Annotated in this window: 3 protein-coding genes; all 3 read left to right on the top strand. The window is 44.4% G+C overall.

Annotated elements, in window-relative coordinates:
• Positions 1 to 210: 210 nt before the first annotated feature.
• Positions 211 to 16,074 (top strand): hemopexin repeat-containing protein, encoded by a 15,864-nt coding sequence (locus F6K15_RS01435; protein ID WP_293056181.1) that lies wholly within the window; start codon positions 211 to 213, stop codon positions 16,072 to 16,074.
• 677 nt (positions 16,075 to 16,751) lie between these two features.
• Positions 16,752 to 18,284, top strand: a complete 1,533-nt coding sequence (locus F6K15_RS01430; RefSeq protein ID WP_293056179.1) for a hypothetical protein — start codon at positions 16,752 to 16,754, stop codon at positions 18,282 to 18,284.
• Positions 18,285 to 18,525: 241 nt separating this feature from the next.
• Entirely contained in the window at positions 18,526 to 20,520 is a 1,995-nt protein-coding gene (locus F6K15_RS01425) for a hypothetical protein (RefSeq protein ID WP_293056177.1), read from the top strand.
• Positions 20,521 to 20,530: the final 10 nt, after the last annotated feature.

The following is a 20,530-nucleotide window of genomic DNA, read 5'->3' as shown; positions in this document are numbered from 1 at the left end:
TTATACAGTAATCGTATTCATTACTTCCTCAACTAAAATATGTGAAGCATGAATACGAATTTAAAAATTTATGCATTTTCATTTCCTTTCTTACTCCGTAGGGACGTTGCTCCTTACTCCTCAGTAATACGATAACTAATTACCCGGATTTTATATAAACACCCCTAGTTCCATATTTTTACCGAAAAAACTTAGTAGGACGTAACCAACATGGGAATGCTAAACAATATCCCCAATTATGCAAGTTTGTTCGGGAACATCGACTTCAAAAAAGGTGATGAATTCCGCTCAGTTTATTCTCCAGCAGCTTATTTAGTTGACTTACTGCAACTATTGGATGATGAGTTTGACTCCAGCACTATTGAAAGTGACTTTAAAGAACGCCGGGGTGATATCTACGACATCGATCTCGACGCAGAAAATACGACAACTCTAATTCCCTATCTTGATATTGTTAACGAAGTATTGGAAGAGCGAGTTCTCAAAATGCTGGATGGTACCGCTCAAGAGACTTCTGGCAGTGATGATACTTCTGGAGAAAATTCTGCTCAGGAGACTTCTGACAGTGATGATACTGCTAAGGTTTATACAGAGCTGGAAAATGCGAAGTACCCCTTCAATATGCCGTTTTCCTTGGACAACGAAAAAATCAAGAATCATCTGCATCATTTGGGAATTTCTGCCCATGAGTTACGTCGCCTCTTTGCTACCGGTACGGATTACATTACTGTGGCACGGGAATATCTGGGATTGTCCACAGCTGAGTTTGCATACATCAAGGAAGACCCAAATACATCGGTAACAGCATCCTCCGTAGATGCCTATGGCTATTTAGACAGCGCTTTTACTGAGTATGTCCTCGAATATAGTGATTTGTTTCCTGACAATAAAACAAGCTCAGTAGTGGTGGTGAAGATCGAAAATGCCTATTCTGTGCGTGTTTTCGATAGTGAGGGGAATATTGTCCTTGACAAAGGCAGCGATGACTTTTCCCCAGATACAGAGCTTACCCAGCAATTAAACAATGAGTCAACTGACTCATCTGTCCTAGAAGATATTATATCCAGTTGTTTAGTCAGCGATATGTCCACAGTCTCCACCTTTATGGAGACCACAGATTTAGAAGCTGAGGAGATGCTGGAACTACTGTACCAAAATCTCTACATTGAGCCATCTGACCATTCTACTGTTGAAGCGGGTCGTGAGACTTTTTACATTAATACTGGCATGACGGAGGGAAGTGGTTACGTCCGTCTAAGTGACGATGATGAGACTCAGTTGAAGTGGTACCTTGACAGTGACCCTCCCACTCCACTTGATGATATACCGATCGCCTGGTTTGAGCGTACCAGTCGCTTTGTGCGGTTAGCTAAAAAAATAGGTTTGAGCTTTACCGAGTTAGATCATATTCTGCGCCATTGCTGTGAGGATGACACAGGTATACCTACTATAAATGAGGATACCTTGGTCTATATTGCCCAGGTTGTTTATATCCACAAAACCCTGGAAAAGCCAATCGATACCGTTGTAGCGATCCTGAGCGAAATTTCGTATATGGGGCGAACCAACAACGATCTACCCCAGGATAAATTTAACCGTATTTTTAACCTGCCCTGCGTATCCATTGATGAAAAATATTTCCACATTGATCCTAAAATGGGGGACATCCCAAAACAGTATGATGACAAAACTTATAATACTTATACCAAAATAGAGTATTACAACGACTTGTTCAGCGATGAGAATGATACCTATCGCCAACGTTTGCGTCATGCTTTGGGCTTTACTGAAACGGATCTAATTAATATTACAGAACGCCTGGAGTTTGAAGAAGTTACTACCAGTGCGCTCTGGGAAAACACAAACAACGAATGGCAACTGCTGAATGTTCTCTACCGCATTCGAGCTTTATCTGATGCCCTGGATGTCCATTTCTTGGAATTGTTCATCCTTTTTGACTTGTTGGAACAAGATCCCTTTATTGGTCGATATGACCCCCATAATTACTTTGTGTACAACCCACCGAGTACACAAAAGTGCTTTGAAATTTTAATGGATGGCTATGACACCAGTGCTGGTGACACCACAACCTCAAGTGTGATCGTTCATCAAAGTGGTAGTTCTCAGACGATATTGGCGCAACTGCTTCCAGGCAAATACAATTTAGAATTGAACATCGGTTGGTTGGAGGTGCCAAATGGCTGGACTGTGATTCTATATGAAGACAAAGACTTCAATGGCAAATCTCAAACCTACACTGGAGACAGCAAAGTCAAAGGAGACTTCAACGATAAGACTTCCTCTATCATAGTTACTGGTCCTACCTCTAATATTGGCGACAAGCTCTGGCTTTTTGAGTCTCTTATAGCTCTGACCAAATGGATGAAGGAGTTTGGGTATTCGGCAGAAATGTTGTGGGCGATCGCTAATGGTGCCCCCATGACTGACAAGGCAGAAGAGGAACAAGAAGCTCAGGATATTGCTCTATATAATACCCTATTACAAAGTTTTAAAGCAGGAGAAATCACCCCCCAGAGTCTTACAGAAGCCCTCGGCGATCGGCGAGCTTCTCACTTTGCCTTTAATTTGATTAAAGAGCGCTTAGAGGAGATGGAACCAGGCAAACCTCGATGGAATTGTAAGCCGAGTTATCATAAAAAGTATAAAAAGTATAAAAAGCATAAAAATCATAAAAAGTATGGTGCATACAAATACAAAATGCAGAAAATGCAGAAAATGTACCACAAGCGTATGCCCATGGCTCCCAAGGAACGTCATCATATCCTGATGGCCTATAAACCCCGTGAAATTAAGGCATTAACACAGGAATTTATTGAGCAACTGGTGCGGGTTTACGATTACGAATTTGTTGATTTGCAGCTTGAGACAAAGTTAGAAGAGAAAATTTTCAAGAACCTGGTTAATCATCAAGTGATCGATGGCAGTGGAAAAATTCTGCTTGCCAACCTGGAGAATAACGAGTTGCCACCTCTACATGACTTCATGTTGGAGTATGATTTCAGCGAGATTCAGCAGGGTGTGTTTGATATCTTTCACCGCGTTTACCAACAAGAGGTGGCTGCCCAACTTGAGGAAGGCGACACCATTGAAATACAGGTGTTTAAATCGGATTTTGAGAAACTTGGTCTTTCGGCAGCAGAGGTGCGAGAACTATACGATACTCTGATTTACAATGGTTACATTGATGAGGAAGGCTTTGCTACGGATGTAGAAATGTTCAGCGATCGGAGCAATGCCAGAGACCTAAGCCTCTATACTGGACTTGGGCAGCTAACAGATCGAGTTTACCAAGTTCTTAAAATACAACTTGATAAATTTGCAGCCAGCAAGGTCAAAATCAGCGAACAGATGTTTGCGGAACTGGATTTAAAGCCGGTAGCGCTCCAAGATTTGCTCCATAATCTCCAGATGAACCGCTACATTGACAAGCAGATGTTTGTGATTGACAAGATGCGCATTGTGGCTGAAACACCCCAGACGATGGAGCTAGCTCTCAAGTTTTATCCCCATCGCGAGGCAATTTGCAAAGTATTGAAGGATGCCATTGCGGCTGATAAAGAGACTTGGTTACAGATAGATCGTGCAGAATTGGGTAAAATTGCAGGGAAAGCAGTATCCTATTGGGTTTATGAAGATATCCAGAAACCGTATCTCAATGATCATGAATTGAATCCTGAAGCCATTGCATTTTTTAAAGAGGAGAGCAACCGCGACAGTTTCAAGTTAGGCTCCTACTTTGGTCAGAGTCAGACGGCGATCGTGTTCGATCATCTCGCAGGTATTGTCAATTATGCTGACCAATATCGCATCCCAGAACAGAAGCTAACGGCTTTAGACTTTGATGCTGAGGAAAGCGAGGCTTTAAAGCAAAACTTAACTGTAATTGGCGTACTGGACGATAGGGGTCTCTTGAACTCTGAGCAAGTTCCATTCTTCTTGATACCTGAAAATGCAGCGACATTCAATATCCCTGGTTTTGAAGATTACAGCATAGAAGTTTTCTTCATCTTGTACGATGTGGCGCAAGCTATTGACAGCACAGTCAAAGCGGTTGACAAAGCGTTAAAAGATAACAGTGAGTCTCAGCAGAACGCGATTGTTGAACAGTTACAAGGGGTACTGGGACTTGATGCAGATACGGTCACAGCCTTGTCTAAAGCCATATTTAAGACCGAAGATAATTTACATTTCGCTTGGTTGCGACCGTTATTAGAAGATGCCAATGCTTTAGGACATCTGGATGAACTGCCGGAGAATATGCACTACACCCAGGCAGTGAAGCGGATTCGCCAGTTAGCATTGTTGATTAAACAACAACAGTTGGATATTAACGAGATCGACCTAGCTCTGGAAGATCAGGCTCTAGTAGCTAAATTCCCTGAAGACATGATTCTGCCTGATGATGATAGCAGTGGCGATCCCATTGCCAGTGTGGATGCTCTCTTAGAAACGGAAGAGTTTATCTATATCTTCAAGGGTGATTATTATTGGATATACCTCGCCAAAGACTACATCCTAATTGATAAAAAAGTGGTCGATCCAAATAATAATGAAGATGACCAAGACTTAATAGACCTGCAAAAAGAAGACGAAGAGTTGCAGAAGCGTCTGAAGGAAGACCCTATTCGTCAGTTGTTTGAAGAAGAAGAAGAAACTCTCACCCAAGTGGATGCAGCTTTTATCGATCGCCACGGTACCTGGGTAATTGTCAGTGAAAGTTCCCACTATGTCCGGTATGCTGATAGCGATAGTTGGGATAAGCGGGATAACGAGTTTGGTCAGGTCGATAACGACTTTGAAAATCTAGAGATGATCGATGCTGCTTATGTGGATACAGAGGGGCGCTTGTTCCTGTTCGCTAACGATAAATATGTGCGGTATTCTGATTTAGCTTCTGTAGGTCCCCCCCTTTCTTCTGATGAACTCAAGGTAGATCGGGGTTATCCCAAATCTATCGCTGAAGACTGGAACGATGAAAATCTTCCTATTCAACTGCCTGAGAGTTTTTCTCGCGACCTCGGTCCTATGTTTGATGGGGTAGATAATTATAGCTATGCCTTCTTGGGCGATCGCTATGTCTCTTCAGAGGATGGTAAGGTGCATTCCGTAGCTGAAAAGTGGGGACACCGGGAATACAACTTTGGTCATGCTACCCACATTGATGCAGCTTTAGCTAGTCAGGGCAGCTACTTCTTGTTCCTGGAGAATAAAGTAGCGAAATATGTTGGCAGCATTGAGCTAGCAAATTTACAACCGGAGAATGGTTATCCCAAGGGGATACACCAGGAATTTACTGGTTTGCCTGATGAATTTGTTTCTGGCATTGATGCAGCACTTGGTAGCTGGGATGGTAGTATCTATCTGTTCCGGGATGATGAGTTTGTGAAGATCACCGTTCAGGAAGATGGAACTCGCCAAATAGTGCCTGAAGACCAAATAGACCGGGAAACCCGCAAAACGTGGGGCAAGGTTGCTAATGATATTGCCTATCTTGGCAAGGTTGATGCTGCCTTTGTAGGTTTAGATGGCTATACCTATCTATTCTCAGGCGAACAATATGTGCGCTACTCTGGCAGTGATTACTCTCAGGTGGATGATGGGTTCCCCCGGAAAATCACCGAAGATTGGGAGGGGTTAACTACCGTCACAGGTGCTTTTGTACTCGGAAACAAAACCTATCTCTTTGGTACTCAGACCATTGTAGATCAAGGAGGGACAACAATAACGACTGACAATGTTTATGTCCGCTATTCTACCCTGCATAAAGATGAGGACGATTATCTGGAGGTAGATGAAGAAGATCCGAATGCTCGTGTCATTGAAACAGTGCTGGCAAACCGACCAGATGTTGATGAAATCGAAGTTTTCCCTGCAACTGTGGACGACGACTTCTGGAGTCTACCCAACAGTGTCACCAATGGGAATGCGAATTTCGAGATTGACGCAGTGATGAATGGCCCAGACGGGAAAGTATATCTGTTCTACACTGGTTCTGATGGTAAATTCTATTATATCGAGCATGACCATGCCAATCGCTGGTGGTCAGAACCCAAAGTCCTCTCGGAACAGTGGGATCGGACGGTGACGGGTCTGGAGAATCAAAAATTCGCCGCCGCCTTTATGGGCAAAGATGGCAAAACCTATCTGTTCTACCAAAAAGAGACGGATTCTGAAGAGATATCGAATGATTCTGAAGAGATATCGAATGACTCTAAATATCTACGCTTTTCTGATGCTGAACTGCGCAACGTGGACTATGGCTATCCCCGTTTGATTCGTAAGTTCTGGGGCAAGGTACGGAACAACATTGAACGGACGGGTAAGGTAGATGCAGCCCTGATTGTGGAATCTCGTTGGGAAGAACAGGACAAAAATGGTCAACTGGTGGACATAACCGCCAAGCATACCTACCTGTTTTCTGGGGATCAGTTCTTCCGGTATGTCCATCAAGAGGATGAGGATGGTAACGACATATACGATACTGTTGAACAGGGTTATCCCCGTTCTCTTAGTCGTCTCAAAGATGAACCCCGCTTCCGAGGGTTACAAACAACTTTCCCTGAAGGAATTGATGCTGCCTTTGCCGACCAACGCCAGGTCTATCTGTTTAAGGGAGATAGCTTCCATGTCGTCATTGGAGATGAGGATAACTACAAGGAGTACGATGATGCTACCAACCAGGGCGAGGTGAATTTTGAGGACGTGAAAGCAGTGGCTCAGGAAGGGGGAGTTAATTATCTGCTGGTATCTGATACAGGGAACGACACCTGGTACAAAGTTAGCCATCTGGAAGACCGAAAGATAACTAAGGAACGACAGACTCCCCGCACGGTGCAACGAGCTGAGGGATTTTTGGCGGCAGATAGCGAGGAACTCCCTGAGGCAGATAGCGAGGAACTCCTTGCGGCAGATAGCGAGGAACTCCCTGAGGCAGATAGCGAGGAACTCCTTGAGGCAGATAGCGAGGAACTCCCTGAGGCAGATAGCACAGAGATGACTGATGTTGATGCAGTTCTCCATGGCACTAATGGCAAGAGTTATGTGTTTGCCGGGGAGAAATACTACGATGTGGAGCTAGAACAAAGCTTTAATATTGCCGATGTTTGGGGGCGATCGCGCAATCCGATTTATGACCAGGAAACCATTGATGCAGCTTTTGTGGGTCGGGATGGCATCACCTATGTATTTTCTGGGAAATGGTTTGTGGAGTATAACACGGAGACCTATACCGACAGTACCGTGACCTATCCTCCCCGACGAATTAGTGAGAAATGGCCTGGGCTCAATAATGTTGCCCTTGCTTATGTCTGGAAGGAAGATACCTACTTGTTTGAGCGTCCCGATGCCAACGGTAACTTCCGTTATCTGCACTACACCAAAGATAGTTATGAGAAACCAGGTCGATTATACCAAGGAGATGACAGTCTGTGGGATATTCCTACTGCCTATAAGCGGGAAGGCTTTGACCCGGCAAATGGGGAGATTGATGCTATTTTTGTCCATGAAGATAATCTGATCTTTATCAGCGATCGCCACTTTATCAGCTTTAATCTCAATACCAATAACTGGAGCGCTCCACAGCTCCTAGAGCTGCTTTATCCAGACGTTCCCTTTAACAAAACCGATTTCAAAACCTTGAAATCTGGGTTTGTGGGTAATGGAAACAAGGTCTATCTCTTTAGCCAGGAACGTTATGCAGCTAAGAACGAGAATGACCAGTGGGAAATTGTTGATATCAAAGATGATTGGGGCAAGCAACAGAATATTTTGGCGACTAAAGTAGATGCTGCCTGGGTGAACCCTAGCGATCGTAGCACCTATCTGTTTGCCGGAGATTCTTATGTGCGCTATAGCGGTAGCGACTATCGTTATGTGGACGAAAGCTATCCCAAGAAAATTGCTACTTATCTGCGGGATGAGCCAGCTTTTGCCTTTATGACCAAGGAATTTCAACAGCATTTGGACGATTTAGAAGCAGGCTACAACCCTGAAAACCCAACCCCGTTCTTTAAGGGTTTGCTAGACAATGGGCGCTGTCTCTACTTCTTTACCAACAGTACCCTCTTTACTGGTAGCCCAAACAAATATGTGGTCTATGACATTGATGGTTTGGGTCAAGTGGAAAATAACTTTACCCAGGGGGGCTATGTGGATAGTGCTTTTGTGGTAAAAGCGCAAGATGCACAAGGGGTAGACTCGTATGTAACATACCTGTTTTCGGGCGAACAATATATTCGCTATACTGTCGAGCAAGATACAGCCGATCAATATCAGGGAGACTATTACCGCTATATCGACGAGGGGTATCCCAAAATTCTTGGGGAAAGTTTCTATGCTGTAGAAGGATCACTACTGAATCTCAACTTACCAGAATCGCAGTTGCCAGAAGATTTTCGCAACGGTATTGATGCGACCTTTTATTCCAGTGACCTGGGTTTGGTGTTCTTCAATGAGAAAACTTATCTCCATGTTACCACTGAAATCAGTCATGATCCAAGAAATATCAACGAAGTTTGGGGCTATCTCGACAATACCTTTATCGGTGGAGAGGATAAGAGTATTGATGGAGCTTATGTGGATAAAGAAGGGGGATTACTGGTTTTCAAGGGTAAACAGTTTGTCCGTTACAGCGACACTGCTGAACTCTTTGCCCTCAATCGCTATAACGATCCTCGCTATGTAGATGAAGAGTTCCCCCGCGACATCATTGAAATTTGGCCTCAACTGGACCCTAAAATCCTGGATCCGGATAGCCTTGCTACGGATGGCGTTGATACTGTGTTCAAATTTGAAGATGAAATTTATTTCCATACTGGGGACAATTTCGTTACCTACAACCTGGATATGACCGACCATGATGAGGAGAAGCCGGTGAAAGTTCTGGCTTATCGTTGGGGAGAATGGTCTGATTATCTTTTGAGCGATATCCATGCTATTAGTCGCTTCAAAGACCTAAATCAACGCTTTACTGGAGGAGACCTCACCCTGACAGAATTGGTGACTGGGGCAAATGGTGAGGTTCGGGAACCTTATATGCACTTTGCTGCTATCTTTAGCTTCGAGAAGGAAGAGGTTCGCTGGGTAAAACAGCGCAATGCTTTTCTGGCAACTCAGGTGAATGTGGTTGAAGAGGATTTTGAGCTGGAACTGGTACTGCGTCTCTACGATATCCTTGCTACTACCCAACGGCTACGGGTAGATGTGTCCGCATTCTATGACGATGTTTGGGTTCCCCTCTATGACCCCAGTGCGATGGTCGAAAATATGCCTGACGTTGCTACTGCGGTTACGGGCGCTTACGATCTGTTAGTTTCTGTAGACTGTAATAACAATTATGAAACCCTGGTTAAGCAGATTACCAATGAGGTGAATACAATCAAGCGGGATGCTCTGGTTCCCTATGTCATCGCTAATGATAGTAAGGTGACTAATACTCGCCAGCTTTACCAAAAACTACTGATTGATATCCAGATGGATAGCGTTGCCGAAACTTCTCGGATTAAAGAAGCAACGGCTGCTGTTCAACTTTATATGCATCGGTACTTTATGAACCTTGAGGATATTGACCTGGATGCCAGCGACCAACAGGAAATGCGCAAAATTCTCAAGGAACGGTGGGAATGGCTGCAAAATTACCGCGTCTGGGAAGCGAATCGTAAAGTATTCCTCTACCCAGAGAACTACATTCGTCCAGAGTTGCGAGATACAGATTATAAATCTGCTGCCTTTAAAGCCCTAGAGGCTAGTCTCAACCAGGGAGAACTTACGGAAGAATTCATCGAAGAAGCCTATTTCAACTACCTTGATTCTTATACAGAAGTCTCTCAGCTAACCATTGCTGGGGGCTATGTTTACGACGACTCTAGCGATAAGGTTGTAGTCCTCTTTGGCAAAACCCGTGAACCCAGGCGCTACTACTATCGCTTTGGCAGGTTTGTGGGTGGTGATAGCGCCGCTGCTATCTGGGAACCTTGGAAAGAACTAGACATTACAATAGAGGCCACTCGTGTCGAGCCAGTGTTTGCTTTTAATCGCGTATTTGTTTTCTGGGCTGTGGTGACAGAAAGTTCGGAAGATCCCGCCTCGGCTATTATCACCACCAGTAGCCAAGACGAAGACGGCAATCAAGAGGTGTCATCTTCGGGCAATAGCGAACAGGAAATCAAAGTTTACTACTCCTTCTACAACCTCAACAAGCGCTGGAGCCAGCCACAACTACTGCAAACCAGCTTTGAAGAGACTATGGAGACGTATGAGGCCAAATTCACTGATGACGATAATGAGAGCACAACCTATTATATGACCGATCTCAAGACATCTCTGTACATTTCCAATGTGGAGATTTTTGTTGAAAATTCCAGCAAGTTAGAGGGTTACGACTACGAAAATATCTTCATCCGCGTGCAATACTCCGTGAGTGATACCTATGATGCCGATGCCCCTCAAGGTCCCTACAATCGAGGCTATAAGCTGACGCCAGAACTGTATTCCCAAGAAGAAGCACCGCTGGAGGTCGCTAATACTGGTCAAACACTCTTTGAAGATTTGTTTGAGGAGGGGAGTATTGAAGCAGATAATGTGGTGATGCTGAACAACAGTGATAACTCTGTGGATGGACCTTGGTTTGCCTATAACCATAAGGGCTGTAGTTTTCTGGTTAAGCCCTCTCCAGATGCAATAGTTGAAACCGACTTGAAAGACCTACGTGATGACACCCCATTCCAACAAATTCCTTCAGGTACTCAGATCACTGCTGCAGTTCAGGTATTTGAAGATGGCGACATCTACTACTTCCTAGACAATGAAACCTATCTGATTGTTTCTGTTGATGGTATTGTTGTTCAAAATGCCCAGACGATCAGTAGTCGCTGGGGTATAGATGAAAGCACTTCCAATCCGATGCAACTTCAGGGAAATGTTGATTCGGCCCATGTGGACAGTGACGGCGTTACCTATCTGACCCTGGATGGGGAGGTTTACAAGTACAATGGTTCGTCTTTTTTAACTTTGACGAGCGCAAAGGAGGACTTATTAGAAGAGCTTAATAACTTGGGCCTTAGCTGGAGCAGTGTTGATGCTGCATTTACTGATAATAATGGTGTTACCTTCTGGTTCAATAATGAAACCGGTACTATCTTGCGTCGCGATTCTGAGACAATAAAAACCATGAATGAGGTTTTTGGCCTATCTGGCTCCTCTATTGGACTTGTCAGTAGTATCTTCGCTGCTGTGGTTTTTGACAATACCTTATTTATCCTTGACAACACTGATGATACTTACAGAATTTACAGCAGTAATGGCACCAGAACTTTAGTAGAGGGAATCACAGCGAAGTCATTAATCAAATCTATATTTGATCGTGACGATGAAACAGAAATCAAACCCGTCGCGCTCATCAAAATAGATGATGGCCTGTGGATGATTGACGCTCAAGGAGGCAGCTTCTATGTAAAAGATTTCCCGGAAAACTTTACAGGGCAAAAAATTCCTGGTGTATTTGGTGGCATCTTTAATGATGATGACGACTTGAGCAGTTTAGTGGCTGGATTTGATTACACTGACAGCACAGGAACGACTACTTATAGCCTTCTCTTCTTTAGTGGTCAAAACTCCAGCACCGCCCAAGCTTGGAGCAAGTCTTCCTCAGAGACTGTTTATCTTCCGGAATTAGGGGTGGATTTTGGTAGTGGGACTTATATCTATAACACCAATGTCAATGTTACAGCAGCTTTCACTACTGCGTATGACAACACTGGAGAGAAATACATTATAATCATCACTGATTCCAATACCTATCATCGTTTTACGAATGACAAAAGCCCCCAGGATATTCTTGATGCGCTGGCAGGTGGAACAAGTGGAACAATTGGAACAAGTGGTAATGTAACGGATCTCAAACTGTCTGACTATCTTCGTGACTCTGCCAGTTTAAATGAGATTGAGGCCGTTGATGCTGCCTTGATTGGAACTGGAGAAGTGGGCACAGCGGACAAACTCTACCTATTCTGTGGTGCAAACTATTTCCGTTATTCCCTAAATGGGACTACTGGTGAGTTTAATTCTACTCCTGATGCAAACTACCCTCAAACCATACTCAACAATAATGAGGGGCTGCCTTCTGAATGGGAAAAAATTGATGCAGCCTTTACATTCTCAGAAAAGGATGAGAATGACAACATCACTACTTCGACTACTTATCTGTTTAACAACGCGAACCAGCAGTATTATCGGAGTGATACGGGTGATATACTCACAACTGTTGGTGTGTGGGGGGCTACTAACTTCACCACCTTGCAGAGCGAACAGCGAGTAGATGCTGCTTTTGTGGCAGGTGAATCTCTCTATTTGATTAACGGGAGTGAATATTACAGGTACTTGTTGAATGTTGAATCAAGCACCATTCAAAATTTTGTCGAGCCCGACTATCCCAAGACTTTTTATAGTGTTCCTGAAGTTTCTTTTGGCAGACCAAAGGCTAGTTTGGTTGAGGTTGATGCGGTTTTTGTTCTCAATAATTATATCTACCTATTCTCGGGCAAAAACTACTATCGCATTGAAGCTGATGACATTGAAGCGAATCAAAAGAATTACACCGATCTAGGCAGCCCATTACCGATAGTAGACAATTGGGGTAATATGCCATGGGAGATTCGGCATTATGGCATAACTGCTGCTTTAAACTATACTGATAGTAGCGATAACAAGAAGCTTTGTTTGATTAAAGATGATACCTATCTAGGCTATACCCTAGAACAAGATCAAGCTGAACCTTATGAACTCGAAAATGTAAGTTATGAGGTCATCCGTTTAACCTCTAGTACCGCAGAACAACTCAACCAAATCCTGTTTGCTGGAGAGATTAGCGACTTTCTACAGATGTCTACCCAGGAGATTAATGAATCTCCCACTATCAGCACTGAGGCTTCCAGTCCAAGTAACATTCAGATGAATGGTAATCGCTTTAAGTCGGAGCCAATCAACACCCATCTCGACTTCAACAGTGCAAATGGTCTGTACTACTGGGAACTCTTCTTCCATGCACCCTTCCTGATTGCACAAACCCTCAACGCTGACCAGAAGTTTGAAGAGGCGAAAAAGTGGTACGAATATATTTTCGACCCCACAGAAGTGTCAGATTACTGGAAATTCTTGCCTTTCCTCGCAGTCGATCCTGATGCTCTAATAGCAAGCCTGGAGAAGGACCTAGATGCCTTTGAGTCTCTCACAGACGCAGCCACGGTATCAGCAGCTCGTAATGCCCTAGAAGCTCTGGCAACCGATCTTGCTGATTATCAAAATGTCTTCCTTGGTAAAACCAACCTTGATGACGAGTTTGAGGCTTCCCTTGATATCGTAGTGAATACTATTAATGAAGCTTATTCTGAGGATGAGTCTGTATTGGCTAATATTGAAGCCTGGACCAGCTACGAGGCTCTAAAAGGAGCTATTGATGGACTTGATACCAGCAGCGATACTCTCCTGGAAACCTGGCAGAGCGAAATGCAGGAAGTGGTGGAAATCATCAAAAAACTCGAATATCGCCTAACCCTGATGAGCAATTACAGTGCCCAGCTAGCAATATACCTGGACGATCCCTTCGATCCTCATGCCATTGCTGCTCTGCGTCCCATTGCCTACCGGAAAGCGATCGTTATGCGCTATATCGATAATCTCCTTGATTGGGGAGATATGCTCTTCCGTCAGTACACCCGCGAGAGTATCAATGAGGCGCGAATGCTCTATATCCTTGCCTACGACATCTTGGGTGAAAAACCAGAGAGTATTGGTCGGGTAGTGCTGGAGGATACCACAACCTATGACGGCTTGGCTGAGAATGGAGGCTACTTCAACAGCGACGATTACGACTTCCTCTATGAGCTAGAAAATACAAACGCCAACGGTGATATCGTGGAACCAGAGGGTCTCAGCTTTGCAGCCACTCAGTTTGATACCATCACCAACCCCTACTTCTACCTCAAGGAAAATGAACTGTTTACAGAATATTGGACGCGGGTAGAAGACCGACTCGCTAAGATTCGCGCTTGCCTAAATATTGATGGGGTTGCCCAACCATTACCTTTATTCCAGCCGCCTATTGATCCTATGGCATTGGTGAATGCAGTTGCCGGAGGAGGTAGTATTGCTGGAGCTGCTGCCATGGCAATGGGGGCAGCTAATGTGCCGGATTACCGTTTTAGTTCCATGATGGCAAAAGCTCGTGATTTAGTGGGCAAGCTGAAAGGTTTGGGTGATGCTCTCCTGTCTGCTTTGGAGAAGAAAGATACAGAAGAACTTAGTTTGCTGCAAAACAAACAGGAGTCCGTTATCCATGGCATGATGACCTATATCAAAGAAGAGCACATTTTGGAAGCAAAAGATTCCCTGAGTAACCTAGAGGAAAGTCTAACCAGTGCAGAGGAACAAAAGAGTCACTATAAAGATCTGATTAAGACGGGTTATTTACCTGAGGAGGAGACTCAAATTGGCATGATGTTGACTGCTGCTTCAGTTCACGGTTCGGTGGTTTTAGGCAAGATTACCAGTGGTCTGTCCTATCTGCTTGGACAAAACACTATAGGTGTTTTCAGCTTAGGGTTTACTTACGGTGGTGGAAACATAGGTGATATGTTAGGCAAGTTTGGGGAATCCACTGAATCGGTCGCTGAAGGATTTAGTATGGGTGGTGAAGTTGCTGGCATAAAGGCTCAGTTCAAGCGTTCTGAGGAAGACTGGATACTGCAAAAGAAAATGGCTAGTAGCGAAATAGAACAAATTAAACATCAAATTGAGGCTCAAAAACATAGCATCACTGTGGCAGAACAGGAGTTGCTGGTTCACCAGAAGGAGATCGAAAATCTGGAAGCGATCGCTAAGTTTATGAATAGTAAGTTCTCGAATTTGGAACTATATAATTGGATGAGTGGTAAGATTTCGGGTCTGTTTTACCAAACTTATAAACTTGCCCATGATTATGCCAAAAAAGCGGAACAAGCGTTTATTTTTGAGCATGGAATCAAGGCGGGTGAGGTGAACTATATCGGCGGAATGTATTGGGATAGCATGAAGAAAGGATTGCTGTCTGGGGCGCAGCTTGAGCTGGATCTAGACCGCATGGAAAAGGCTTACATGGAAATGAATAGCCGTCCTCTGGAAATCACTAAGAATATTTCGCTGCTGGAAACTGACCCGATGGCTTTATTGGCTCTCAAAACTAAGGGTGTCTGTACTTTCCGCTTGAGCGAGGAGTTGTTTGATTATGATTTCCCTGGTCATTACAGGCGCCAGATTAAAACTATCTCCCTTGCTTTTGATATCGGGGAAGGTCAAAGTGTTAATGCAACCTTAACTCAACTGGGTCACAAGCTGGTGATGGATACGGATATCAAGGCGGTGAAACACTTGATTAACCCTTCCAATGAAGCTACCACGAATGTGCGGGCTAACTGGCGGGCTAATCAACAGGTGGCGCTATCCCATGTGGATCAGTACACGGAAAATAATGGTATGTTCCAGTTGAATTTTGGGGATGAGCGTTACCTTCCTTTTGAGGGGACGGGAGCTGTGTCTAACTGGCGCTTGGAACTCAATGGCATGAAAGGGTCTTACAATCCTGCGGATCTCCTGGATGTTACTATTAAGCTGCGCTATACTGCGAAGCAAGGGGGTAGTCGTTTTGCCAATGAGGTGAAAGGGGTTCTCAAGCCTTATCATGCTACTAGCTTCTTTGATTTGGCTTATAATTTCCCGGATCAATGGGAGGCGCTCACTGCTGGTGATGTTGATCAGGTCGAGATTGATTTTACCCGCAGTATGTTCCCTAATATGATGAGTAGTAAGATTATTGGGTTGTTCATACGTTATGAGTATGAAGGGGGTAGCAGTGGGGCTATCTTTACTATCAACGACAATCTGCAAGTGCCAAATAATACTTATCTGCAACCTAATATCTTGAGTGTGGGGCAGAAAGGGACTACTTGGAGGTTTGCTCTGAAGGGCGATCGTAGTACCTTGAAGAATGCGGAGATGATCTTGGTTTATAAGGCTAAGGTTTAGGAGAGTGAACAGTTATCAGTGAACAGTTATCAAGATAGCTAAAAGCTGATAGCTGTATTCTCTCAATCCCTTGCTAGGGTGATGGGTTGATATAGAATCTGGTTAAACAGTCGTCATTGCGACGATAGGAAGCAATCTCCTAAACCCTTGAGATTGCTATCCGTTCCGGAATGCTGCGCAAACCTTCCACGGAGTGTAAGTCGCAATGACGTATGTTCAATAATTGATAATTACCTCTCCCTAAAAGGAAGAGGATTGAATAAAAGGAAAATTTTTTCTTATTTCCCCTTTCAAGGGGAGGCTTTAAACCTAAATTATTTAATTATTTATATCATGTCCGGGTAATTAGTGATAAAAAAACTTGTTCCTCCTGAATATAATAGTTTTCATAAGGCGTGCAGTACATCAATGATCCCCCTAAATCCCCCTTAAAAAGGGGGACTTCCAGTTCCCCCCTTGAAAAGGGGGGTTAGGGGGGTGCTCCTGAGTCCTCTCTCGTTATTTATAACTATTCAACCTGACATCATATTAATTACAGGACTTACGCAAATTGACCTTTAAAGCACCATCTGTAGGGGCGAATGGCATTCGCCCTCGCTATATGTAGAGTCCCTGCGTAAGTCCTGAATTATTAATTCTTCGGTAATTATTCGGATTTTAGAATTTAGGATAAGATTATGTCACCAAGCAAAAAGCAGATAGATAGGCAAAATGCCATCAAGAGTCCAGGTAGAAATCCTCCGAATAGTCGCTCCCAGAAACGTCGCTCATCGGATGGAGGTAATGCCAATGTCGAAGGCCGACAAAAACGGGCAAATACCTTGGTAAGTCGGGATTCTTCCTCTCCGACGGTGGGTAAACCCCCTGGGTTACGGGGAAAAGATGCCAGTCGGGATGTGAGCCGGACTCAACTCAAACCGGATCAGGATGGTAAACCTACATATCACCTGGGCAAAGGTCGTATGCTTTATCCGGTAACCCAAGGGGGAGAAACTAAATATTTTCCCATTGAAAGAGATGCCAGCGATGCTGAAAAAGACTCTGGAGCATTTATTAAGGATGATGACATTAGCAAGGCACCAGTGAATAAACTGGCAAAACCAGGGGAGGCTAGGTTCCAAACCACCAGAGATATTGCTAGGGGACGAACTCTATTTGCCACGACTACTGTGGATAAAGACGGGAAAACTGTGGTAGAATATCTGCCAAAACGAGATGAAGCTACTGCCCAGGAGTTGAGTCAGGGGAAATATGTTCAGAATGAGGCGGTGGAGAAAGATTCGATCGCCAAAAAGGTTTTGGACATACCTCCCTCGTATCACTTTGGGAGAGGGCGGAATCTGTTTGCGGTGGAAACTGCCGATGGGAGAAAATATGTTCCGAAAAAGGGTGATGCGACTGCTGAGGAACTGGCTGCTGGTTTATATGTAGATGATGATGCCATCAGTAGCAAAGCTCCCCTCGGTGCAGCTAATGCCATGAGTAATAAGGCCCCAAGAATTGATCTTGGTAAGAGGCGTAAACTTTATGGGGTAATTACTCCTGATGGTAAAACTCGTTATCTGCCTATGGAAAGTGAGGCTAGCGATCGCGAAAAGCTCAGTGGGTATTTTATTCCCGATAAGGTGGTGGAAGACCACGAACGGAAACGCCGTCGCACTGCCATGAAGGACGACTCTGCTGACCTGGCTTTACGTCGTGCCCAACGAGCCCAGAAACTTGCTGGTGGGGTAACCCGGAGCAATATTGATACGCCTCCGAGACCGGTGCGTGAAGCTAAGGATGGGACGGAACTCTGGGATGGTTTTAGTCTCCCGGAGGTGAGTCGAGATAAACAACGGGAAACTTTGTCGAAACTGCGTCCCAGATATGACTTGGGGAAAGGACGGATGCTCTATCCGACGGAAATGGCGAATGGTAAAATAGCCTATCTGCCCCTGGCACGGGATGCAAGTCCACAAGAGAGGGTACGGGGTTTTTATGCAGCCTTTGTTCCCTTGGAACCTTTGGAACAGTTTTTGGAGCGGGATGATATTATTGATGATATCGCACCCCAAAAGTTTGAGACGGAGGAGGGCGAGGTGCTAGCTTATGCCGAGGCGGATATTAAAAGAGCCTTTGAAGAAGCTCCCCAATTAGTGTTGCGATCGGCTCAGTTTGTGAGTGATGTGGCTCGGGATACTCCTGAGTTGCAGCAGCAGTTTAGTTAGGTGTAAGTTGATTCTAGTACACACATCTTATATGCTCGAATCCCTACACAATGGCGTAAGGAAGGCAGGGTGGCGGTTTGTACAAATGTGGAATGGTTTCGGACCCATGGGTAAGTTTTCCTAATCCACGCACCGATGCTACCGGAACAAGATCAAATTACAATTCCATGAAAATAAGAACATTTAATTATATGGAGGTTTAACCGAAATGGACTCGCCCCGAAGTAATAATAATAAGAAGATGTCTTTTACTCAGCAATCTAATGACATGAACCGTCCGAGAACCTCGTCGATGCAAAAGAGCAGCCAGCAGACTCAAGACCCAAATAATTCAAGTCCTGACTCTTTGGTAGAAGATATGAGTCAATCAATAGACACAGATCAGAAATCCTCGGGTGATGAGGTCTCAAACGACGAAGAGAGCCAGATATCGGGCTCGGATTTATCCAAAGACAATGGAAGCTCTAGAAAAAGAAAAAGACGAAATTCTGGAATATTGCCGACAGGAGATGATACGGCAATAACAACCGATCCCAACCTACAAGCAACACAAAAGTCATCGTCGGTTCCCGCTGACAACCTCAACCTTGTCATGGACAATTTGACTGACTTGGATAAAGCACGGATAAATGAATATCGAGTTGAGATTGTCAATTCGGGTAATGCTGAAGATGCTTGGTACCGGGTGTTGAACGTAATGGCTGTAGCCGAATGGGATCGTTTGAAAGTTTTTGCCCTCGAGCAGTTGCTGGACGAGGCATTGAATGGAAATCAGGCGACGGTGCAAGACTCAAACAATGATGAGAAAGAAAGCGAACTTGCAGGAGACCGAGATTTGATAGAAGAAATCGAAAAAAGGGTAAGACCATTAGTGGATTTGCTAAGACGAGGACAAGAAATTCCCCAAGCGCTCAGGACGCATCACCGTGAGTATGATAATTTTTCACCTGAAATAAATCGAGGGTTCCCGCATGCACGTGCTTTCCAGGAATGGGGACCTAAAGTTAGGCCACTACCTGTATTAGCTCAGCGGATGACGTCTGAAAATACATTTAAAAATAACAGGGAGGCGCTTCAGCAAGTAAAAGAGTTGAAGAAAGCCGGAAAAAAGGTGATGTTAATCATGGGAGAAGCACATAGTCGTGTTGAGACGTTGCGAGCCCACTACTCAGTGGCAGTCAAGGGGCTGAGTGAAATTGAGAAGAAAGCTTATGAAAAGATAAAGAAAACAATAATAGACACTTTAAAAGGTGATCTTGAGGAGGAATCGGGAGAGAAGGAAGACAAAGAGAAAGATGATCTTGAGGAGGCATCGGGAGGGTTGGATGACACTGTATACCCATGGGAATATACGGAGAATGATGATTTAGAGACAAGGATCAGCGCGGACTTATTCTGGGATAGTATGATATTGGAGATGCTCAGCTTATTGAGAGATGGCAGCTTTGATCCCCTCCGAAGGGCGGAAGAGTTGGATCAAGCTCTCCCACAAACTATGGTTGAGAAGGAGGTTGCGATCTTTGGTAAGATGGGGTCGGAATTGTTTAGTTGGCTACGGGGAAGCGTGACAGAAGAACAATGGACGGCGATCGGCGATGCGCAAACAAAACTGTTTGAGAAGATGTCAAAGGCTATTTATCTGCTGCAAAGAGGAGATCAGGATGCCGTTGGGCTGAATTTTTCAGAAACAAACGATAATAAAGAGGTAAGGGGGTATGTGGAAAATGTGACACACATTCAAGGATTATCCCCAGTTGAATCGAGTACTCTGAAATGGTCTGATCATTTCCGGCAGACGGTTAAACCGAGTAATGATCAGCCTGATCCGGTGGTACTAAGGTCAGAGTACTCACTTATGTTAGTCCAAAGAAATTTAGACTTAGCGGGTCAACTGGTGGATCGAATGGATAACGAACAGGAGGTCAAAATGATGGTAATGTTCACCGGAGAAGAACATTTACATGATACCGCCGAAGCCACTCATGCGATCCACAGTGCAAAATTATCGTTGCGAAATCAGTTGGTAGGTGTAAATCAGGACCCAGCAATGGACGCAAAAGTGAGAGAAGAAAGGGATAATGCGGGTGTGGAAATGTTATTCAAGCCTAGAGGTGCAGGGATTGAGACAAACGGTTCTGATGCGAACGTGAGGCACGTGATCATCATGCCGAGTATAATTGATCCGGAAACGAGCAGGAGACTGTACAGCATAATGAATGATATTGAATACAGGTGATGAATCAGTT

The organism is Okeania sp. SIO2B3 (assembly GCF_010672525.1).
Lineage (GTDB): Bacteria > Cyanobacteriota > Cyanobacteriia > Cyanobacteriales > Microcoleaceae > Okeania.
The sequence above is the reverse complement of the archived record's forward strand: the minus strand, read 5'-3'. Positions and strand labels throughout refer to the sequence as shown.

What these genes read in the sequence shown, in the direction of transcription:
- F6K15_RS01435 (WP_293056181.1), top strand. Translation starts at nt 211, where the DNA reads ATGGGAATGCTAAACAATATCCCCAATTATGCAAGTTTGTTCGGGAAC.
- F6K15_RS01430 (WP_293056179.1), top strand. Translation starts at nt 16,752, where the DNA reads ATGTCACCAAGCAAAAAGCAGATAGATAGGCAAAATGCCATCAAGAGT.
- F6K15_RS01425 (WP_293056177.1), top strand. Translation starts at nt 18,526, where the DNA reads ATGTCTTTTACTCAGCAATCTAATGACATGAACCGTCCGAGAACCTCG.